18 protein-coding genes are annotated in these 19,951 nt (G+C 64.6%); 16 read left to right on the plus strand and 2 right to left on the minus strand.

Annotation, left to right across the window (positions count from 1 at the left end):
* Positions 1–82: 82 nt before the first annotated feature.
* Together ACK4S9_RS06700 and ACK4S9_RS06705 are read left to right on the plus strand one after the other, a co-directional pair.
* Positions 83–1,354: a YeaH/YhbH family protein gene (locus ACK4S9_RS06700; protein ID WP_409723223.1), complete on the plus strand. Its 1,272-nt coding sequence runs from the start codon at positions 83–85 to the stop codon at positions 1,352–1,354.
* A 20-nt stretch (positions 1,355–1,374) separates the two neighbouring features.
* Positions 1,375–2,898, plus strand: a complete 1,524-nt coding sequence (locus tag ACK4S9_RS06705) for a SpoVR family protein (protein ID WP_409723226.1) — start codon at positions 1,375–1,377, stop codon at positions 2,896–2,898.
* A 138-nt stretch (positions 2,899–3,036) separates the two neighbouring features.
* Here ACK4S9_RS06705 and ACK4S9_RS06710 read toward each other — a convergent pair whose 3' ends face one another.
* On the minus strand, positions 3,037–3,714 hold the full coding sequence (locus ACK4S9_RS06710) for a transposase (protein WP_409723229.1): 678 nt from the start codon (positions 3,712–3,714) through the stop codon (positions 3,037–3,039).
* An 833-nt stretch (positions 3,715–4,547) separates the two neighbouring features.
* Between ACK4S9_RS06710 and ACK4S9_RS06715 the strand changes: the two genes are divergently transcribed.
* From ACK4S9_RS06715 to ACK4S9_RS06765, 11 genes are all read left to right on the plus strand, one after another.
* Positions 4,548–5,210 (plus strand): energy transducer TonB, encoded by a 663-nt coding sequence (locus tag ACK4S9_RS06715; RefSeq protein ID WP_409723232.1) that lies wholly within the window; start codon positions 4,548–4,550, stop codon positions 5,208–5,210.
* 86 nt (positions 5,211–5,296) lie between these two features.
* Positions 5,297–6,238 carry a MotA/TolQ/ExbB proton channel family protein gene (locus ACK4S9_RS06720; RefSeq protein ID WP_409723235.1) on the plus strand — a complete coding sequence of 314 codons (942 nt, stop codon included), beginning with the start codon at positions 5,297–5,299 and terminating at the stop codon, positions 6,236–6,238.
* 2 nt (positions 6,239–6,240) lie between these two features.
* Positions 6,241–6,669, plus strand: a complete 429-nt coding sequence (locus ACK4S9_RS06725; protein ID WP_409723237.1) for an ExbD/TolR family protein — start codon at positions 6,241–6,243, stop codon at positions 6,667–6,669.
* Between the two features lie 81 nt (positions 6,670–6,750).
* A complete protein-coding gene (locus ACK4S9_RS06730) occupies positions 6,751–7,185 on the plus strand; it encodes an ExbD/TolR family protein (RefSeq protein ID WP_409723240.1) in 435 nt (144 codons plus the stop codon).
* Between the two features lie 68 nt (positions 7,186–7,253).
* Entirely contained in the window at positions 7,254–8,483 is a 1,230-nt protein-coding gene (locus tag ACK4S9_RS06735; protein ID WP_409723243.1) for a tetratricopeptide repeat protein, read from the plus strand.
* A gap of 180 nt (positions 8,484–8,663) precedes the next feature.
* Complete coding sequence (locus tag ACK4S9_RS06740; protein WP_409723246.1) at positions 8,664–9,635, plus strand: bifunctional riboflavin kinase/FAD synthetase; 972 nt, start codon at positions 8,664–8,666, stop codon at positions 9,633–9,635.
* An 81-nt stretch (positions 9,636–9,716) separates the two neighbouring features.
* Positions 9,717–12,608 carry an isoleucine--tRNA ligase gene (ileS, locus tag ACK4S9_RS06745; RefSeq protein ID WP_409723248.1) on the plus strand — a complete coding sequence of 964 codons (2,892 nt, stop codon included), beginning with the start codon at positions 9,717–9,719 and terminating at the stop codon, positions 12,606–12,608.
* A 64-nt stretch (positions 12,609–12,672) separates the two neighbouring features.
* Complete coding sequence (lspA, locus tag ACK4S9_RS06750; RefSeq protein WP_409723251.1) at positions 12,673–13,200, plus strand: signal peptidase II; 528 nt, start codon at positions 12,673–12,675, stop codon at positions 13,198–13,200.
* A gap of 29 nt (positions 13,201–13,229) precedes the next feature.
* Positions 13,230–14,450, plus strand: a complete 1,221-nt coding sequence (coaBC, locus tag ACK4S9_RS06755) for a bifunctional phosphopantothenoylcysteine decarboxylase/phosphopantothenate--cysteine ligase CoaBC (protein ID WP_409723424.1) — start codon at positions 13,230–13,232, stop codon at positions 14,448–14,450.
* A 17-nt stretch (positions 14,451–14,467) separates the two neighbouring features.
* Positions 14,468–14,917, plus strand: a complete 450-nt coding sequence (dut, locus tag ACK4S9_RS06760) for a dUTP diphosphatase (protein ID WP_409723427.1) — start codon at positions 14,468–14,470, stop codon at positions 14,915–14,917.
* Positions 14,918–14,943: 26 nt separating this feature from the next.
* A complete protein-coding gene (locus ACK4S9_RS06765) occupies positions 14,944–16,026 on the plus strand; it encodes a M48 family metalloprotease (RefSeq protein ID WP_409723254.1) in 1,083 nt (360 codons plus the stop codon).
* 84 nt (positions 16,027–16,110) lie between these two features.
* Here ACK4S9_RS06765 and ACK4S9_RS06770 read toward each other — a convergent pair whose 3' ends face one another.
* Entirely contained in the window at positions 16,111–16,851 is a 741-nt protein-coding gene (locus ACK4S9_RS06770; RefSeq protein WP_409723257.1) for a DUF4214 domain-containing protein, read from the minus strand.
* Between the two features lie 150 nt (positions 16,852–17,001).
* Here ACK4S9_RS06770 and ACK4S9_RS06775 point away from each other — a divergent pair, with 150 nt between their 5' ends.
* The 3 genes from ACK4S9_RS06775 to ACK4S9_RS06785 all read left to right on the plus strand — a co-directional run bounded on the left by ACK4S9_RS06775 (position 17,002) and on the right by ACK4S9_RS06785 (position 19,946).
* Entirely contained in the window at positions 17,002–18,036 is a 1,035-nt protein-coding gene (locus ACK4S9_RS06775) for an XdhC family protein (RefSeq protein WP_409723260.1), read from the plus strand.
* 100 nt (positions 18,037–18,136) lie between these two features.
* A complete protein-coding gene (locus ACK4S9_RS06780; protein ID WP_409723263.1) occupies positions 18,137–19,042 on the plus strand; it encodes a DMT family transporter in 906 nt (301 codons plus the stop codon).
* Between the two features lie 10 nt (positions 19,043–19,052).
* Positions 19,053–19,946 carry a DNA-3-methyladenine glycosylase 2 gene (locus ACK4S9_RS06785; RefSeq protein WP_409723266.1) on the plus strand — a complete coding sequence of 298 codons (894 nt, stop codon included), beginning with the start codon at positions 19,053–19,055 and terminating at the stop codon, positions 19,944–19,946.
* Positions 19,947–19,951 lie beyond the last annotated feature (5 nt).

Below are 19,951 nucleotides of genomic sequence, written 5' to 3' on the forward strand. Positions count from 1 at the left end.
CCGTACAAACGTACGGTGAGCGTCGCAGACCGCAAATGCAACGCGCAGCAGGTTCTTCGCGCCGCCACCACAGGAGGTTAGTTTGACTTATCTCATCGACCGTCGCTTGCAGGGCAAGAACAAGTCCGCGGTCAACCGCGAACGCTTCCTGCGCCGCTACAAGGCGCAAATCAAGGACGCGGTTGGCCGCGCCATCAAAGGCCGTTCGATCACCGATATCGAGAACGGCGAAAAGGTCACGATCCCCGTCAAGGACGTGAACGAACCCCATTTCGGCCATGCCCATGGAGGCGTTTGGGAAACCGTTAACCCGGGCAATACCGAATACCAGAAAGGCGACCAGTTCAACCGTCCGCGCAGCGGCGGGGGCGGCGCCGGGCGCGGGCGTGCCGGCAACAGCGACCAGACGGTCGAGGACGACTTCATCTTCGAGCTGTCGCGCGAAGAATTCATGAATTATTTCTTCGAGGATCTTGAGCTGCCGAATATGATCAAGACGCAGCTCACCCAGACCATCGAATACAAGAACCAGCGCGCCGGCTACAACGTGTCCGGCACGCCTTCGAACATCCACGTGCTGCGCTCGCTGCGCGGCGCGCTTGGACGCCGCATCGCCGTCGGCGGCCCCGCCAAGCGCCAGCTGAAGGAAGCCGAGGAAGCGCTGCGGGCCCTGTTCGACGAAGGCGCGCCTTCGGATGATGAACAGGTGATCGAACTGAAGGACAGGATCCACCACCTGCACATCCGGCTCAACGCGATTCCCTTCATCGACCCCTTCGACCTGCGCTATTCGAACCGGATCAAGGTGCCCAAGCCGAGTACTTCGGCGGTGATGTTCTGCATCATGGACGTCTCGGGCTCGATGGACGAAACCCGCAAGGACACCGCCAAGCGCTTCTTCATCCTGCTCTACCTGTTCCTCAAGCGCGTCTACGAAAAGATCGAGGTCGTCTTCATCCGCCACCACACCGCCGCGGCCGAAGTCGACGAGAACGAGTTCTTCCATTCGCGCGAATCGGGCGGCACCGTGGTGTCCTCGGCCCTGCACCTGCTGCAGAAAGTGCTCACCGAGCGCTACGGCAGCGCGGACTGGAATGCCTACGTGGCCCAGGCCTCGGACGGCGACAACTGGGACAACGACTCGGTGCTGTGCAAGCAGATACTGAACAACGCCATCATGCCGCGGGTCCAGTACTACACCTACGTCGAGATCACCGACGGTCCGCCGCAGAACCTGTGGGAGCAGTATTGCGAGGTGGCCGACCGTCACAAGAACTTTGCGATGCAGAAGATCGTCACCCCGGCCGACATCTATCCGGTCTTCCGCGAGCTGTTCAAGAAACAGCCGAAGTGAGCAGAAACAAGAGGCCCGCCATGCCAAGAGACCCCAACAATCCGCGCGCCCTGCCCGACCAGTCGGAATGGACCTTCGACCTGATCGAGCAGGCGCACGAGGAAATCAAGCGGGTGGCCAAGCGCTACGGCCTGGACACCTATCCCAACCAGCTCGAGATCATCACCGCCGAGCAGATGATGGACGCCTACACGTCCGTCGGCATGCCGGTGTCGTACAACCACTGGTCGTTCGGCAAGCACTTCCTGACGACCGAAAAAAGCTACAAGCGCGGCCAGATGGGCCTGGCCTACGAGATCGTCATCAACTCGAATCCCTGCATCGCCTATCTGATGGAGGAGAACAGCCTGACGATGCAGGCCCTGGTGATCGCCCATGCTGCCTACGGGCACAATTCATTCTTCAAGGGCAACTACCTGTTCCGCACCTGGACCGATGCCGACGCCATCGTCGACTACATGGTCTTCGCCAAGAACTATATTGCCGAATGCGAACAGCGTTATGGCATCGACGCCGTGGAGGAACTGCTCGACTCCTGCCACGCCTTGCAGAACTACGGGGTCGACCGCTACAAGCGACCGGCCAAGCTGTCGGTGGCGCAGGAGACCGCGCGCCAGAAGGAGCGCGAGGAATACGCCCAGTCGCAGATCAACGAAATCTGGCGCACCCTGCCGCTGCGCGAGGAACAGGTAGCCAGTACGGCGCCGACCCGGTTCCCGCCGGAGCCGGAAGAAAACCTGCTCTACTTCATCGAGAAATACGCGCCCCTGCTGGAACCCTGGCAGCGCGAACTGGTGCGCATCACGCGCAAGATCTCGCAGTACTTCTATCCGCAGCGCCAGACCCAGGTGATGAACGAAGGCTGGGCCACCTTCTGGCACTACACCATCCTGCAAGAGCTGTACAAGGAGGGCATCGTCGGCGACGGCTTCATGCTGGAGTTTCTGCAAAGCCATACGAACGTCGTCTACCAGCCGCCAGCGACCAGCCCCTACTACAGCGGAATCAACCCGTATGCGCTCGGTTTCGCGATGATGACGGACATTCGGCGCATTTGCGAAGAGCCTACCGACGAGGACCGTGCCTGGTTCCCGGACATCGCCGGCAGCGACTGGCAGAAGACCCTGGACTTCGCGATGCGCAACTTCAAGGACGAGAGCTTCATCGCCCAGTACCTCTCGCCCAAGCTGATCCGCGAATTCCACTTCTTCGCCGTACTCGACGACGACCGCAGCGACAAGCTGACGATCTCGGCGATCCACGACGAGCAGGGCTACCGCTACGTGCGCCACAAACTGGCCGAGCAGTACAACATCGGCAGCCGCGAGCCGAACATCCAGGTCTGGCAGGTCAACACGCGCGACGACCGTGCCCTGACCCTGCGCCACACGCAGTTCAACCGCCGACCGCTGAACCAGCAGGCGCAGGAGGTGCTGAAGCACGTGGCGCGCCTGTGGGGCTTCGACGTCAGGCTCGAAACGGTGGACCCGAGCGGCCACGTGGTCAGCTTCCTCGAGTGCCGCCGCGAGAAGCGCGGCCGCTGACGCCACCCCGGGCAGCGGCCTTTCGGCGCTGCCCTTCCCTATCCCTCCTTATCCTTCCGCCAGCCTGGCGCGATACCGACGGCGCCGTTTCCGGCAAGCCGGCAATCCCCAGCGCCCCATCCAAGAAAATTGGCGCTGTCACCGTTCGCTATGGATGACTCCGATCGCGATGCGCAGCAATTGCTCCGCCATCGTGATCCGTCCTCCATCGAGCGCCCGGCGCCATCCAAGATAGTTCGGCAAGATTTCGTCGGCTTCGGCAATGCCGCCCAGCCGCTGTGGCTGGTCCTGCTCCGGGCCTTTGAGGAAGCGGTGGCGCCAGCGAAAGGCGGTGTTGCGGTGCACCCCGACTTCCTTGGCGGCGGCGCGCACCGACGTCGAGTCGATCAAGGTGCCCAGGTAATCGAGCCATTTTCCACGCAGCCGCAACCGCGCCAGCGGTGTGCCGCTCAGGTCGTTATAAGTGCGGCCGCAGGCGCGGCAGCGGTAGCGCTGCAGGCCGTTGGCTTGCCCATGCCGGTAGTAACGTTCGCATGCGCAACTGGGGCAGCGACGCATCGCGCCGCCGATCTGGCCGATGAGGGCAATCACCTGGTCCAGCCCGGCAGCGGGATGCAGGGCGGCCAGCGTCTGCAGGCGCTGGGGCAGGTTCAGTGAAGGAGCCTGGCAAACCACTTCTTGAAATGCGGTGCGCGCATGGTCGTTCCCGTCTGTGGTGACAGGCGTTCGACCATGGAGCAGCTCAGCAGTTCGGCGCTCATCCATAGTGAAGGTGGACAGCGCCAAAAAATTTGTACGCTCGGCCGCGCCATCCAAGCAATTTTCCTGTAATAATGCGTGCGCGCGGGATTCGGCTGGACCAATTCGCGCTGAACATGCGCCAACTGCATAAGTGACGCTACGAAAGGCGCCCTGCCGGGGCCGAACAGGCCACTTTCCGGGGTCGCGGCTGGTGCCACCGCGGTGTCCGCACGGCGAAAAGTCTACCCTTGCAACCTAGCACTGGCTTCCATCGCCTCGCGCACCGCCTTACTACCCTCTAGCCGCCCAAATGACCATCCCGACGTAATTTTTTTGCGCTTCAGTACGCAAACACACTGTTCAAAACGTCCAAATCCATGTAGTTTTGCTATGCATGAGAAGCAGATATCCGCAAAGCGCTTATCAAAAGCACAACTGAAGCATATCAAGACGGGGCTCTCCCATGAGTTTTAGCTATGAGTTTGGCGGGAGAGAATCGCGTTCGGCATCTGCTCAACAGTACGCGCCGCTTCGGCAAAACTAGCTATAGTTTTCGTAAATACCGAGGCGGCGTCATACGAAATTTGCTATGTGCGTGCCCTGGCATGGAAAATTCGGCAAAACCATGTTAGCTGCCTCATGATCCACAGATGGAGGAAAACCGCTACACAAAATTACAATCACCCCCTGCTTTCTGGACCACGCACGCACGACTGCGGGACTTGTATAGATGAGCTTCTTTGCCTGTTTTTACAGGCAGTTAGCATCCCTTCAGGGGTGTAAAAATGTCTCCTCAAAAAAGAATTCGTAGGTATAATTCTTTGATGTCCCAGATGCGGCCCTAGGTTTTTGTCGTGTTTAGTGGGTTTAGTGGCAACAAAAAAGAGTTGGTATTGGAGAAAGATGGCATGAATTTTACGCATGATAAGAACCCGGGAAAGAATTACACCGGTCTCGCCATTGTTATCCTGTTGCACGTGGTGGTCGCTTGGGCATTTGTCAATGGCCTGGGCACCCGGATCGTGGAAAAGGTAACTGAGTCCGTTGAAACGAAGCTGATTGAAGAGGTGAAGCCGCCGCCACCGCCGGAGACGCCGCCACCGCCGCCGCCGCCGGAAATGAAGGCTCCGCCACCGCCGTTCATCCCGCCGGTCGAAGTCCAGGTGCAGCAACCGCCGCCGCCGCAGAACACGATCGTGACGGCGACCAACACGCCGCCGCCGACCACGACCCTGGCCCCGCCGGCCCCGCCGGCACCGCCGGCACCAGCGCCAGCGCGTCCTGCAGGCCCGAGCCGTACCGAGGCAGTGGCAGACTTTAATACTTGCGCACGTCCGGAATATCCGCGCTCGTCGCAGCGTAACGAAGAAACCGGTACCACGACCCTGCAGTTCCTGATCGGTGTCGATGGTCGAGTGATGGAATCCAAGCTGCAGAAGTCGTCCGGCTTCCGCGATCTGGATCGGGCCGCACAATCGGCCCTGAGCAAATGCCGATTCAAGCCGGCCACTGTTGATGGTCAGCCGCAACAGGCGTGGACAGCGGTGCAGTACGTCTGGACGCTGGAATAAAACCGAGACAGAACATCGTCTCAACTCTATGATTTTCGTTGTTAATTAGTTCAGCGAACTGTCTATTTTATATTTTTGGAGGAAGCATGTTTAAGAATACCCGTTTGTCCGCTATGCTGGCGGCTGTCCTGTTCTCGGTAATGACGGCATCGGCCCTGGTCTCCGCACCGGCCTTCGCCGACGCTCCTGCCGCAGGCGCCACCGCTCCGGCGGCTGACGCGGCTGCCCCGGCTGCAGACGCTGCGGCACCGGCGGCTGACGCTGCTGCTACCGACGCTGCAGCTGCTCCGGCTGGCGACGCAGCTGCTGCGGCCGCTCCTGAAACCGAAGAAGTCATCAACCCATACGGCATCGAAGCCATGTGGATGCACGGCGACTTCGTCAACAAGGGCACCATCATCATCCTGTCGCTGATGTCGATCGGTTCGTGGTACATCATCATCACCAAGCTGATCGACCAGCAGAAGATCATGCGCCAGTCGAAGGACGCTTCGGCCAAGTTCTGGAAAGCACCGTCGATCGCCGCTGGCTCGGCTCAGCTGAAAGAAGGCTCGCCGTTCCGCTTCATCGCTGAAACCGGCACCAAGGCAACCCAGCACCACGACGGCGCCCTGCTCGAGCAGATCGACCTGTCGACCTGGGTGACCATGCAGATCCAGCGCGCCGTGGACCGCGTCCAGTCGCGTCTGCAAGACGGCCTGTCGTTCCTGGCAACCGTCGGTTCGACCTCGCCGTTCATCGGTCTGTTCGGTACCGTCTGGGGCATCTACAACGCGCTGACCGCCATCGGTATGTCGGGTAACGCATCGATCGACAAAGTGGCAGGCCCGGTGGGTGAAGCACTGATCATGACCGCGTTCGGTCTGTTCGTTGCAGTCCCGGCGGTTCTGGGTTACAACTGGCTGGTTCGTCGTAACAAGTCGGTCATGGAAGACATCCGTTCGTTCTCGGCCGACGTTCACTCGGTCCTGATCTCGGGTGCCATGTCGACCTCGAACGCTGCCGCTGGTGCTAAGAAGGCTGGCTAATCATGTCGATGAGTGTCGGCTCCGATTCCGGAGATGAAGATGCCGTGATGTCGGAGATCAACACGACGCCCCTCGTGGACATCATGTTGGTTCTCCTGATCATCTTCCTGATCACCAGCCCGGTGGTGTTGAATCTGCAGAAAGTGAACCTGCCTGCAGAGACGAACCAGGTTACCAAGCCTACGCCGGAAGACGTCAACATCACCATCAACAAAGATGGCGAGATGTACTACAACCAGACGCGCCTCGCGAACACGGACGAGCTGTTCAAGTTCCTCGCGGAGCAGTCGGTGAAAGTGCCGCAACCGGCAGTGAAAGTTCGTGGCGACCAGGAGTCGCGTTACGAAGCGATCGGCCGGGTGATTTACACGGCTCAGCGTGCTGGGATTCAGAAGGTCGGTTTCATTATCGAACCGCCTGACAAGGGCTAACACCCTGTCCGCGATATCGGGGTTTTCCACGGAAGACCTTGATATCGCGTCCGAGACCCCAACATTTGAAAAGGAAACACCATGGGCATGAACATAGGTTCGGGCTCCGCTAAAGGAGCCGATCCGGAACCGATGATGGAAATGAACATGACGCCGCTGATCGACGTCCTGCTCGTTCTCATCATTATGATGATTATCACGATTCCGAAACAAGACCACTCGGTCAATCTGAACATGCCGGTCGGCACCCCGCCACCGCAGACGAACGAGCAGCCGGTCGTGGTCACGATCGACGTGGACTTCGACGGCACCATCCTGTGGGATGGCCAGGTTGTCCCGAGTCGTGCAGATCTGGAAGCCAAGATGAACGGCGTTGCCGCAATGCCGAACCAGCCGGAAGTGCACCTGCGTCCGAACAAGCTGGTCGAGTACAAGGTAGTGGCCGGTGTCATGGCAACCGCTCAGCGTCTCGGCGTCACCAAGATCGGCATGGTCGGTAACGAGCAGTTCCAGTAATCGATCCATGTTTGACCAACACGGCAGGGTTTCCCTGCCGTGTCCATTTTGAAGAAGGATGTTTTCAGATGATTAAATTTCGTCTCGCACACCTTGGCCTTGCACTGGCTGCCGTAGGATTTACCGCCGCCGTGCCGGTCATTGGCCTGGCCCCCGCACACGCCCAAGTCACCCTGCGCCCGGAACTCGGCAAGCCACTGCAGCAGGCACAGTCGCAAATCAAGCAAGGCAATGCCAAGGGTGCACTGGCTACCCTGCGCGACGCGGACAAGGCAGCGAAGACCGATGACGAACGCTTCCTGATCGAGCGCGTACGCGCTTCGGCAGCCTCGTCGGCAGGCGATTGGAACACCGCCGCCGCTTCGTTCGAAAAGCTGCTCGACTCGGGCAAGCTGAGCGCCAGCGAGCGTTCGCAGTTCTCGGAAGGCCTGGTCGGCATCTACATGCGCGCCGGCGACCTGAACAAGGCGAACGCCACCATCCTGAAGCTGTTGCAGAAGGGTAACGATCCGAAGCTGCGCGCCTACCTGCTGCAGAACTACTACAAGCAGGGCAACGTCGCCGCGCTCGAGCAGGAACTGCGCAAAGCCGAACAGAGCGGCCGCCTGAGCGAAGACGAACTCGGCATGCTGGCGAACATCCAGCTGAAGAAGAACGACAAGGCCGGCTATGTGCAGACCATCGAGAAGCTGGCCGCCAGCTACCCGAAGGCCCAATACTGGAACGACCTGCTGAACCGCGTGCAGGGCAAGCCTGGCTTCTCGGGCCGCCTGGCCGTGGACGTCTACCGCCTGAAGCTGGCCAACAACCTGATGAAGAAGCCGAGCGAGTTCATGGAAATGGCCCAGCTGGTGCTGCAGGCGAAAGCCCCGGCCGAAGCGCTGAAGGTCATCGACAAGGGCTACAAGGCCGGCGCCCTGGGCACCGGTCCGGATGCCGAGCGTCACAAGCGCCTGAAGGACCTGGCCGAGAAGAACCTGGCCGACCAGAACAAGGGCGTCGCCGCCCTCGAAGCCGAATACACCGCCGCCAAGGACAACGACGCGCTGGTGGGCCTCGGCTACGCGCTGGTGCAGGCTGGCCAGGCCGACAAGGGTCTGAAGATGATGGAAGCCGCCATCAAGACCGGCGGCCTGCGTTACGCCGACGAAGCCAAGCTGCGCCTGGGCGAAGCCTATGCCGTGGCCGGCAAGAAGCAGCAGGCCATCAGCACGCTCAAGACCGTGGGCGGCAAGGACGGCAGCGCCGACCTGGCCCGCTACTGGATCATGGCGATCAATCGTCCGATCGCCGGCTAAGCCAGCGCCCGGCTCCGAGCGAGTTCGTGACGCCGCCTGTTCGCAGGCGGCGTTTTTTATTGCGCGGACGCATCTCTTGTCCATTCCCCCACCGAAGGCATCGTTGCTGTGCAACATGCGAGTTACCGTATAATCAGGTATTTCGCGCCGGACCGGCCGGCTGCGCCACTGGAAGCATTGATGAAGGTATTTCGCGGACTACCCAACGACAGGGCGCGCGCACCCTGCGCCCTCACGATCGGCAACTTTGACGGTGTCCACCGTGGCCACCAGGCATTGTTGGCACACGTGCGCGGCGCCGCCGTCGAACTCGGGATCGAAGCCGCCGTCATGACCTTCGAACCGCATCCGCGCGAATACTTCGCCCGGAAGATGGGCGACCTGTCCAAAGCCCCCGCCCGCATCGCCAACCTGCGCGACAAGCTGGAAGACTTGTCCGCCGCCGGCATCGACCGCGTCATCGTCGAGCACTTCAACGAACACTTCGCCAGCCAGTCGCCGCGCGACTTCATCGAGCGCGTGCTGGTCGACGGCCTGCACGTCAAATGGCTGATGGTCGGCGACGACTTCCGCTTCGGCGCCAGGCGCGCGGGCGACATCGCCATGCTGCTGGAAGCCGGCCGCGAGTACGGCTTCCAGGTCGAGACCCTCGACGCCGTGATGCTGGGCCAGCGCCGCATTTCCTCCTCGGCCGTGCGCGAAGCGCTGGCCGCCGGCGATTTCGGCGCCACGCAGGAACTGCTGGGCCACCCCTACGCCATGTCGGGCCACGTGATCCACGGGCAGAAGCTCGGCCGCACCCTGGGCTTCCCGACCCTGAACCTGCGCGTGACGCACCGCCCTGCCTTGTGCGGCATCTTCGTGGTGCAGGTGCACGGCCTGGCGCAGCAGCCCCTGCCGGCCGTCGCCAGCCTCGGCGTGCGCCCTACCGTCGAGGACCAGGGGCGCATGCTGCTGGAGGTGCACGTGTTCGACTACGACCAGCCGGCCTACGGCAAGATGGTCAGGGTCGAATTCCTCGCCAAACTGCGCGACGAGGAAAAATACGTCGACCTGCCCAGGCTCACCGCCGCGATCGAAGGCGATGCTGTCCAGGCGCGCGCCTTCTTCGCGCACCGCAACGGCGCGCTCACCGCGACCGACCGAATTTGACGCCTGTCACCAGGCGCGCCGACACCGGCGCACGCGCGGCCCGGGCGCGCACCTCATCCGAATCCCTTAGAGAAGAATCTTATGTCCGATACAAAACCTGAACAGAACAAGGCCCAGAAGGGCGCCAAGAAGCCTGAGAGCAAATACCCGGTCAACATGACCGACACGCCCTTCCCGATGCGCGGCGACCTCGCCAAGCGCGAACCGGGTTGGGTCAAGCAGTGGCAGGACAAGAAGATCTACCAGCGCATCCGCAAGGCGGCCGCCGGTCGCCCCAAGTTCATCCTGCACGATGGCCCGCCGTATGCGAACGGCGACATCCACCTCGGCCACGCGGTCAACAAGATCCTGAAGGACATGGTCGTGAAATCGCGCACCATGGCCGGCTTCGACGCGCCCTACGTGCCGGGATGGGACTGCCACGGCATGCCGATCGAGATCCAGATCGAAAAGCAGTTCGGCAAGAACCTGCCGACCGCCGAGGTGCTGCAGAAGGCGCGCGCCTATGCGCTCGAGCAGATCGACCGCCAGCGCGCCGGCTTCATCCGCCTGGGCGTGCTGGGCGAATGGGAAAACCCCTACATGACCATGGCCTACGGTAACGAGGCGGACGAACTGCGGGCACTGGGCAAGCTGCTCGAAAAAGGTTACGTGTACCGCGGCCTCAAGCCCGTGAACTGGTGCTTCGATTGCGGCTCGGCGCTGGCCGAGGCGGAAGTGGAATACCAGGACAAGCGCGACCCGGCGATCGACGTCGGCTTCCCGTTTGCCGAACCAGAGAAAGTAGCAAGCGCCTTCGGCCTCGCCTCGCTGCCGACCACCAACGGCTTCATCGTGATCTGGACCACCACCCCGTGGACCATCCCGTCGAACCAGGCCCTGAACGCCAACCCGGAAGTGACATACGCGCTGGTGCAGGCCGAGCGCGATGGTGGGCCGCTGCTGCTGATCCTGGCGCAGGACCTGGTCGAAGCCACCCTGCAGCGCTACAAGCTGGAAGGCACGGTGATCGCCACCGCCCCCGGCGCCAGCTTGGCGGGCATCCGCTTCAAGCACCCGCTGCACGCCCAGGACCCGTTCTACGACCGCAGCTCGCCGGTCTACCTGGCCGACTACGTCACGGTCGACAGCGGCACCGGCGTGGTCCACTCGGCCCCTGCCTACGGCCTGGAAGACTTCCAGTCCTGCAAGGCGCACGGCATGAAGGACGACGAGATCCTCAAGCCGGTGATGGGCGACGGCCGCTTCGCCTCGAGCCTGCCGCTGTTCGGCGGCCTGACCATCTGGGAAGCCAGCAAACCGATCTGCGAAGCCCTGCGCGGCGCGGGCGCCCTGTTCGAACTGAAGATGTTCGACCACAGCTACATGCACTGCTGGCGCCACAAGACCCCGATCGTATACCGCGCGACCTCCCAGTGGTTCGCCGGCATGGACGTCACGCCCAAGGACGGCGGCCCGACCCTGCGCGACAGCGCGCTGGCCGGCATCGCCGAGACCCGTTTCTTCCCGGACTGGGGCCAGGCGCGCCTGCAGGGCATGATCGCCAACCGTCCGGACTGGACCCTGTCGCGCCAGCGCCAGTGGGGCGTGCCGATGGCCTTCTTCCTGCACAAGGAAACCGGCGAGCTGCATCCGCGCACGCCGGAACTGCTCGAACAGGTCGCCATGCTGATCGAAGAAAAAGGCATCGAGGCCTGGCAGCAGCTGGAGCCGAGCGAGCTGCTGGGCGAGGACGCCGCCAACTACGAGAAGAACAAGGACACGCTGGACGTGTGGTTCGACTCGGGCTCGACCCACCAGACCGTGCTGCGCGGCTCGCACAAGGAACAATCCGCCTTCCCGGCCGACCTCTACCTGGAAGGCTCGGACCAGCACCGCGGCTGGTTCCACTCCTCGCTCCTGACGTCCTCGATGCTCAACGGCCGCCCGCCCTACAAGGCGCTGCTGACCCACGGCTTCACCGTCGACGAGAACGGCAAGAAGATGTCCAAGTCGCTCGGCAACACCCTGGCGCCGCAGAAGATCTCCGATACGCTCGGCGCCGACATCCTGCGCCTGTGGGTGGCCTCGACCGACTACACGGGCGAGCTGTCGATCGGCGAAGAAATCCTCAAGCGCGTGACCGAGTCCTACCGCCGCATCCGCAATACCCTGCGCTTCCTGCTGGCCAATACCTCGGACTTCGACCCTGCCAAGGATGCCGTGCCTGTGGCCGAACTGCTGGAGATCGACCGCTATGCGATCGCCGCGATGGCCCAGCTGCAGAACGACATCGCCGGCCACTTCGAGCGCTACGAATTCCACCCGGTGGTGTCGCGCCTGCAGAACTACTGCTCGGAAGACCTGGGCGGCTTCTACCTCGACATCCTGAAGGACCGCCTGTACACCAGCGGCGTGGACTCGCGTGCCCGCCGCTCGGCCCAGACCGCGCTGTGGCACATCGCCCACGCGCTGCTGCGCGTGATGGCGCCGATCCTGTCCTTCACCGCCGAGGAAGCCTGGGCGGTGTTCGCGGGCCAGCAGGCCTATCGTGATTCCGACGAGACCATCTTCACGCAAACGCTGTGGGCCTTCCCGGAAGTCGCCGACGGCGACGCCTTGCTGGCCAAGTACGCCGCGCTGCGCGAAGTGCGTGCCGATGTCACCAAGCAGCTGGAAGAAGTGCGCGCCTCGGGCGCCATCGGCTCCTCCCTGCAGGCGGAATTGGCGATCAAGGCCGCCGGCGAAAAATTCCAGCTGCTGGCCAGCCTCGAGGATGACCTGAAGTTCGTCTTCATCACCTCGCAGGCCAACGTGGAGCAAGTGGCCGACGCCGCCGGCGAAGCGGTGAGCGTGACCCCGTCGGAAGCGGAAAAGTGCGAGCGTTGCTGGCACTACCGCCGCGACGTCGGTCACGATCCAGCGCACGCCGGCCTGTGCGGCCGCTGCACCAGCAACCTGTTCGGCAGCGGCGAAGCCCGCCGCTACGCTTGAGCCCACACGGGCTTTTACCGCCATGCCGGCCTTGATGCCGGCATGGCGGCACCGACCTGAGACCATGGCCACCAAAACCAAAAAAGCTTCCCCGGGCGCCAAGCCCGGCTACCAGTCCTCCGCCAGCCTGTTCCCATGGCTCGGCCTGGCAATGATCATCGTCCTGCTCGACCAGGTGACCAAGCTCACCGTCGAGCGCACCTTCGCCTATGCCGAGACGCTGCCGATCACCAGCTTCTTCAACCTGATCAAGGTCTACAACCCGGGCGCGGCGTTCAGCTTCCTCGGCGACGCCGGCGGCTGGCAGCGCTGGCTGTTCCTCGGCATCGCCATCGGCGCGGTGGGCTTCTGCCTGTACATGATGAAGAAGAACGCCAGCCAGCGCCTGTTCTGCTTCTCGCTGGCCCTGATCATGGCGGGCGCCATCGGCAACGGCATCGACCGCGTGGTCCACGGCCACGTGATCGACTTCCTCGATTTCTACTGGAAGGGCATCGGCCACTTCCCGGCCTTTAACATCGCCGACATCGGCATTTCGGTCGGCGCGGCCCTGTTCGTCCTCGACGAGCTGCGGCGCGTGAACAAGTCCTGACAAGCATCGAATCCGGAGTCATCATGAGCATGGACCTCAAGGGCAAGAAGATCGTCCTCGGCCTGACCGGGGGCGTGGCCTGCTACAAGGCGGCGGAGCTGTGCCGTTCCCTGGTCAAGGAAGGCGCCAACGTGCAGGTGGTCATGAGCGAAGCGGCCACCCACTTCATCGGCACGGTGACCATGCAGGCCCTGTCCGGCCAGCCGGTCTATACCGACCAGTGGGACCCGCGCATGGCCAACAACATGGCCCACATCGACCTCACGCGCGACGCCGACGCGATCCTGATCGCGCCCTGCTCGGCCGACTTCATCCGCAAGCTGGCGCACGGCGCCTGCGACGACCTGCTGTCGACCCTGTGCGTGGCGCGCCCGCGCCGCGTGCCGCTGCTGGTGGCGCCGGCGATGAACGTCGAGATGTGGGAGAACCCGGCGACCCAGCGCAACGTCAGGCAACTGCTCGACGACGGCCTGTGCCTGTTCGGCCCCGCGGCCGGCTCCCAGGCCTGCGGCGAGACCGGCCTGGGCCGCATGCTCGAGCCGGAACAACTGGTCGATGAACTGATCGCCTCCTTCCAGCACAAGGTGCTGGCCGGCCGGCGCGTCCTGATCACGGCCGGCCCCACCTTCGAGCCGATCGATCCGGTGCGCGGCATCACCAACCTCTCGTCGGGCAAGATGGGCTATGCGGTGGCGCGCGCGGCGCGCGAAGCCGGCGCCGAGGTCACCCTGGTGAGCGGACCGACCTCCTTGAGCACCCCGCACGGCGTGCGCCGCATCGACGTGCTCACGGCCCAGCAGATGCACGACGCCGTGATCGCGGGCATCCAGGGGCAGCACGTCTTCATCGGCGTGGCCGCGGTGGCCGACTGGCGCGTGGCCAATGCCAGCGGCCAGAAGATCAAGAAGCAGGAAGGCGGGGGCGCACCCCAGCTGGAGTTCGTGCAGAACGCCGACATCCTGGCCTCGGTGGCCGCCACCACCTCGCTGTCCGGCTGGCCCTATTGCGTGGGCTTCGCCGCCGAATCCGAAAACCTGATGGCATTCGGCGCGGCCAAGCGCGAGAAGAAAGGCATTCCCCTGTTGGTCGGCAACATCGGGCCCCAGACCTTCGGGCAGGATGAGAACACCATCATCCTGTTCGACGAGAGCGGCCACACCGTGCTGCCGCGCGCCGACAAACTGAGCCTGGCGCGCCAGCTGGTCTCCGAAATCGCGAAGCGCCTCGAACAGCGTTCGCTCCTCACATGAAAAAGCATCAGAACAGCATGAAGAACATCGACCTCAAGATCCTCGACCCGCGCATGAAGGAACTGCTCCCGAGCTACGGCACGCCCGGCAGCGCGGGCCTGGACCTGCGCGCCTGCATCGACGCCCCGCTCGTCATCGAGCCGGGCCAGACGGTGCTGGTGCCGACCGGCCTGGCGATCCACATCGGCGACCCGGGCTATGCGGCCATGATCCTGCCGCGCAGTGGACTCGGCCATAAGAACGGCATCGTTCTCGGCAATCTGGTAGGCTTGATCGACTCCGACTACCAGGGACAGCTGATGGTCTCGACCTGGAACCGCGGCCACGCCAGCTTCACGCTGCAGCCGCTCGACCGCCTGGCCCAGCTCGTGATCGTGCCCGTGCTGCAGGTCGGCTTCAACGTGGTGGAGGAGTTCGCATCGAGCGAACGGGGCGCCGGAGGCTTCGGTAGCACCGGCAAACAATAACAACCAAGCACCGGATAAGGAGGACCATGTTCCGCATAAATCGTTTGCGCCAGACTGCGCTGGGTATCTCCATCGCCGTATTGCTGTCGGCCTGCGCCACGCAGGGACCGATGCAGCCGGTGGAAGGGCGCCCGACCGGCTCCCTCGAGCCGGTCGCTCCGCAAGTGACCCCGGAGATGGCGGCGGCGGCCGAGACCCTCACCAGGATGGCGAACCTGCAGGACCGCCTGTACAAGGTGGCCGCGCCTCTCCTCATCGACAATGCCGAACTGTGCACGCGCCACGCGCGCAACCTGCTCGGTTTCACCGCCAAGAACCGCTACACCTACCCCGGCAGCTACAACGACGCCGCGCACGCCGTGCTCGGCATGGGCGAACGCCTGCAGGTGACGAATGTCCTGGCCGGGAGCGGCGCCGCCAAGGCCGGCCTGCGCAACGGCGACGAACTGGTGGCCGCGGGCGGCAAGCCTTTGCCCACCGGCCCGAATGCGCTGTCGCAGGCCGGCGCCGTGTTCGGCCCCATCGTGCAGAAGCAGGCCAGCCTGCCGCTGACCATCGAGCGCCGCGGTTCGCAGCGCGACGTGACGGTTCCCGTCACCCGCGCCTGCGCCTTCGGCATCGAACTGGGCAACGCGGACAACGTCAACGCCTATGCCGACGGCCAGCGCGTGATGGTCACGCGCGGCATGATGGGCTTCGTGCAGAACGACGATGAACTGGCCTACGTGGTGGCGCACACGATGGCGCACAACATGCTGAACCACGCGGCCAGCCAGCGCAACGCCGCCACCATCGGCAGTATCATCGACAACCTCACCCGGATCGCGCCGGACACCTCGATGCTGATCGGCAGCGGCGGCATCAAGGCCATGCCGGCCGGGCTCGACAGCGCCGCCGACCGCCTCGCGGTCTACCTGCTGGCGCGCGCCGACTACCGTGTCGACGGCATCTCCGGGTTCTGGAAGCGCTTCGCGGACAGCTACCCGGCGACGGTCATGAACGGCCACACCGCCAACCACCCCGCGCTGGCGCAGCGCCTTGCTGCGATCGACAAGGCGGTGGCCGAGGTCAAGTCGAAGAAGTCGGCCAACAGGCCGCTGACGCCTTGATCCGGGCACGCTGAGGCACAAGGACGAGGGGGCCGATCCTGCGGGATCGGCCCCCTTCTCGTTTGCAGCGCAGCGTCTTCCTGATTACAGCAGCCAGATGCCTTGGTTGCCGTAGTGCGCCGCCTGCACGCTGTCCTGCGCGATCCAGGCAGCCACCAGTTCGGCGCGCGAATGGCCCTGCAAATAGTTCTCCCACGCCGCCATGCCGCCCGCCGCCGATGCGTCCAGGCTCGAGTTGGCGTAGAGCGCCCGCACGAATTCGGCATCGTCCATGGCGCCGAAGCGCGCCTGGAACTCGCTGCTGCCGGTAAAGGCGCGCGCCATCTGGCCCGCCGACAGGCCCAGGCCCAGCCACCATGCCAGTCCGGCCGCATCGCCTGCACGGTCCAGCACCGCCTGGTACAACAGGCCGGCCGCGCCGACCAGGCCCGGATCCTTCGCCAGGAAGCCCAGGTCGAGCGTGCCGTCCGCGAACTCGGCCGCCTCGATGCCCGACAGGGTGTCCACCGAACGATCGATGTCGTCGGCCACGCGCAGCGTGCCGTCGGCGCCGAACAGGATGCGATGATCGTGGCGCGCGCCGGCGAAGACGGCCGTGTCGAAGCCGTCGCCGCCGACCAGCAGGTCGTCGCCGCTGCCACCCTCCAGCCGGTCGTCGCCGCTCGAGGAAAGCCAGCCGCGTTCCTGGGCCAGGCTTTCCTGTCCGATCAGGTAGCCGTCCCTGGTGAGCGCGCCCGCGCGGTGCTCCTCGCCGAGCGCCGCGGCCAGCAGCACGTCGCTGCGCTTGGCTGCTCCACTGGACAGGCTCGCCATCCAGAACGCCATCCCCGCCTCCCTCCACGCAGCTGACCGAGCCTCATCGCATCCCACCGGAGGCGCAGCCCTGCGCCTCTGTTCCGTCCTGCCCGGCAGAGCGCGCCCGTTTTTTGTATCATTGTCCATTCCGACCACCCAGCCGCCCGTGCGGCCGCCCTCATGGACAGCATCGACCTCGACGTACTGAAGACCTGCGACGCCTGGCTCGCCAGTGGCCGCCGCTGCCAGCTGGTCACGGTCATCAAGACCTGGGGCTCGAGCCCGCGCCCGATCGGCGCGCTGCTGGCCATCTGCGACGACGGCAGCGTGGCCGGCTCGGTCTCGGGCGGCTGCATCGAGGACGACCTGATCGAGAAGGTGCGCCGCAACGGCATCGAGCTGGCGCGTCCCGAGATCGTCAGCTACGGCATCAGCGCCGACGAGGCGCACCGCTTCGGCCTGCCTTGCGGCGGCACCATCGAACTGGCCATCGAGCCGCTCTCGGGGGACAGCCGGATCCGCGAACTGCTGGCGCGGCTCGCCGAGGGCGAACTGGTCGAGCGCCGCGTGAACCTTGCGAGCGGCGCGGTCACCCTGGCGCGCGCCGAAGCCGGCGCCATCCTGCGCGTGCAGGACGGCGAGCTGGCCACCATCCACGGTCCGCGCTGGCGCCTGTACATCATCGGCGCCGGCCCGCTGTCGCGCTTCCTGGCGCAGATCGCCAGCGGCATGGACTACCGCGTGGTCGTGTGCGACCCGCGCGAGGAGTACCGCAGCGGCTGGAACCTGGCCGGCGTGGAACTGGTGCATGCCATGCCGGACGACCTGGTGATCGAGGCACGCCTGGATGCGCGCAGCGCGGTGGTCGCCCTCACCCACGACCCCAAGCTGGACGACCTGGCCCTGATGGAGGCGCTCAGGTCCGAGGCCTTCTATGTGGGCGCGATCGGCTCGCGCCTCAACAACGACAAGCGCCGCGAACGCCTCAGGCTGTTCGACCTCAGCGAAGCCCAGCTGGCGCGCCTGCACGGCCCGATCGGCATCTACATCGGCAGCAAGACCCCGAGCGAGATCGCGGTGTCGATCATGGCCGAAATGACGGCCGTGAAGAACGGCGTGCCTGCCGACCTCCTGGTGCCGCATGCGGCTGCTGCCGCGGCCTCACGGCCGGCCGGCGGCGCGGCCTGCAGCGTACTGCGTGACGCGGCCGCGTGAGGCGCCCCGGCCCGCATGCGTTGGCAAGCAGTAGCAAGAAACGGATGGCGCAGCCTGCGTCCTGCCGCCACCATCGAAACTTTGTCCCGCAAGTGCCCCAATGAATACCGTGAACATGCTGCGCCTGGTGGCGCTGGCCGCCATCTGGGGCGGCTCCTTCCTCTTCATGCGCATCGCCGCGCCCGTGCTGGGCCCGGCCGTGCTGATCGAATACCGGGTGCTGTTCGCGGCCCTGTTCCTGCTAGGGGTGGCCTGGGTGATGCACCGGCGCGGCAAGGGAATCCCGCTCGACCTGCGCCAGCACTGGAAGCACTACCTGATGCTGGGCTTCTTCAACTCGGCCCTGCCCTTCCTGCTGTTCGCCTTCGCCGCGCGCACGCTGTCGGCGTCGGTGCTGTCGGTGCTGAACGCCACCGCGCCCATGTTCGGCGCACTGGTCGGCGCCGTATGGGCGCGCCAGGGGGTATCGGCGCGCACCGGACTCGGCCTGGTGCTGGGTACGGCCGGCGTGGCCCTGCTGGTCGGGTTTGACCATGTGTCGGAGCGTCCCGGCGCCGCGCTCGCGATCGCGGCCGCGCTGGTGGCGGCCTTCTGCTACAGCATCGCCAGCCAGTACGCCAAGTCGGCCAAGGCGGTGCCGCCGTTCGCCAACGCGCACGGCTCGATGTGGGCCGCGACCCTGTTCGTGATCCCCGCGCTTCCCTTCTTCCCGGCGCCGGGCGAACCGACGGCCGGCATCTGGGCCGCGGTGCTGGCGCTGGGGGTGGTCTGCAGCGGCATCGCCTACATCCTCTACTTCAAGCTGATCGAGGAGGTCGGCACCACCTCGGCACTGACGGTGACCTTCCTGAACCCGATGTTCGGGATCCTGTGGGGGGCGATCTTCCTGCACGAGGTGATCGGCTGGCACACCCTGCTCGGGTCCGGCATCGTGCTGGTGGGCACGGCGCTGGTGACCGGCTTCGTGCCGTCCTTCCTGCGCGCGCCTGCAGCGCAGGCCAAGTAGGGTCATCGCGATGCGCACCGAAATCATGCTCGACCTGCCGGTCGGCTACCGCACCGAGGACGTGCTGGCCTTCCACAGCCGGGATGCGGAAGGCATCGCGGAACAGGTGTCGCCCGACGGCCTGCGCAAGGGTGTGCTGTTTGAAGGCACGCCCGTGGTGCTGGAAGTGCGCTTCGGTCGCGACACAGCCGCTTGCTGCGTCGATGCCGATGGCGATGGCGATTCGAGGCCGGCACTGCTGGCACAGGCGCGCGACGCCTTGCTGAGTATCCTCGGCCTGCGCATCGACCCGGCCGAGTTTGCCGCGTTCGCGCGTCATGATCCTGCATTGGGCCCGGTCGTGGCGCGCCGGCCTGGTCTGCGCATCGTCCAGTCGGCGACCGTGTTCGAAGCCCTGACCTGGGCCATCATCGGCCAGCAGATCAACCTGCCGTTTGCCATCTCCCTGCGCCGTACCTTGATCCAGCTCGCGGGCCGGGTCCATGCGAGCGGCCTGTGGTGCTATCCGGAAGCGGCCGACGTCGCCCGCCTCGCATTGGACGACCTGACCAGCCGCAAGTTCTCGCGCTCAAAAGCCGAGACGTTGCTACGCCTGGCGCAGCTCGTCGTCGACGGCCGGCTCGTGCTCGACCGCGGACGCCCTGTCGATGAGGTCGTACAGGAATTGTTGGCCATCAAAGGCATCGGGCCCTGGACCGTGAATTACGCCCTACTGCGCGGCTATGGCTACCCGGACTGCTCGCTGGAAGGCGACGTGGCCGTCCGTACCGCCTTCCACCGCCTACTGGGTGGGAATACCCGTCCGGACATCCCCACCACGCAAGGCCTGCTGGAACGCTATGCGCCGCACCGCACGATGGCGGCGGCTTACCTATGGGCCAGCCTCAGCGACACCGCCGCTTAGGGAAG

The sequence above is a fragment of the Massilia sp. genome, from assembly GCF_046293535.1.
Classification (GTDB): Bacteria; Pseudomonadota; Gammaproteobacteria; order Burkholderiales; family Burkholderiaceae_D; genus Telluria.

Excerpts from the sequence above, each read along its gene's own strand:
- ACK4S9_RS06770 (WP_409723257.1), bottom strand. The coding sequence starts at position 16,851 with ATGGCGTTCTGGATGGCGAGCCTGTCCAGTGGAGCAGCCAAGCGCAGC.
- ACK4S9_RS06705 (WP_409723226.1), top strand. The coding sequence starts at position 1,375 with ATGCCAAGAGACCCCAACAATCCGCGCGCCCTGCCCGACCAGTCGGAA.
- ACK4S9_RS06720 (WP_409723235.1), top strand. The coding sequence starts at position 5,297 with ATGTTTAAGAATACCCGTTTGTCCGCTATGCTGGCGGCTGTCCTGTTC.
- ACK4S9_RS06735 (WP_409723243.1), top strand. The coding sequence starts at position 7,254 with ATGATTAAATTTCGTCTCGCACACCTTGGCCTTGCACTGGCTGCCGTA.
- ACK4S9_RS06730 (WP_409723240.1), top strand. The coding sequence starts at position 6,751 with ATGGGCATGAACATAGGTTCGGGCTCCGCTAAAGGAGCCGATCCGGAA.
- ACK4S9_RS06740 (WP_409723246.1), top strand. The coding sequence starts at position 8,664 with ATGAAGGTATTTCGCGGACTACCCAACGACAGGGCGCGCGCACCCTGC.
- ACK4S9_RS06715 (WP_409723232.1), top strand. The coding sequence starts at position 4,548 with ATGAATTTTACGCATGATAAGAACCCGGGAAAGAATTACACCGGTCTC.
- ACK4S9_RS06765 (WP_409723254.1), top strand. The coding sequence starts at position 14,944 with ATGTTCCGCATAAATCGTTTGCGCCAGACTGCGCTGGGTATCTCCATC.
- ACK4S9_RS06780 (WP_409723263.1), top strand. The coding sequence starts at position 18,137 with ATGAATACCGTGAACATGCTGCGCCTGGTGGCGCTGGCCGCCATCTGG.
- ACK4S9_RS06775 (WP_409723260.1), top strand. The coding sequence starts at position 17,002 with ATGGACAGCATCGACCTCGACGTACTGAAGACCTGCGACGCCTGGCTC.
- lspA (WP_409723251.1), top strand. The coding sequence starts at position 12,673 with ATGGCCACCAAAACCAAAAAAGCTTCCCCGGGCGCCAAGCCCGGCTAC.
- ACK4S9_RS06725 (WP_409723237.1), top strand. The coding sequence starts at position 6,241 with ATGTCGATGAGTGTCGGCTCCGATTCCGGAGATGAAGATGCCGTGATG.
- ACK4S9_RS06785 (WP_409723266.1), top strand. The coding sequence starts at position 19,053 with ATGCGCACCGAAATCATGCTCGACCTGCCGGTCGGCTACCGCACCGAG.
- coaBC (WP_409723424.1), top strand. The coding sequence starts at position 13,230 with ATGGACCTCAAGGGCAAGAAGATCGTCCTCGGCCTGACCGGGGGCGTG.
- ileS (WP_409723248.1), top strand. The coding sequence starts at position 9,717 with ATGTCCGATACAAAACCTGAACAGAACAAGGCCCAGAAGGGCGCCAAG.
- dut (WP_409723427.1), top strand. The coding sequence starts at position 14,468 with ATGAAGAACATCGACCTCAAGATCCTCGACCCGCGCATGAAGGAACTG.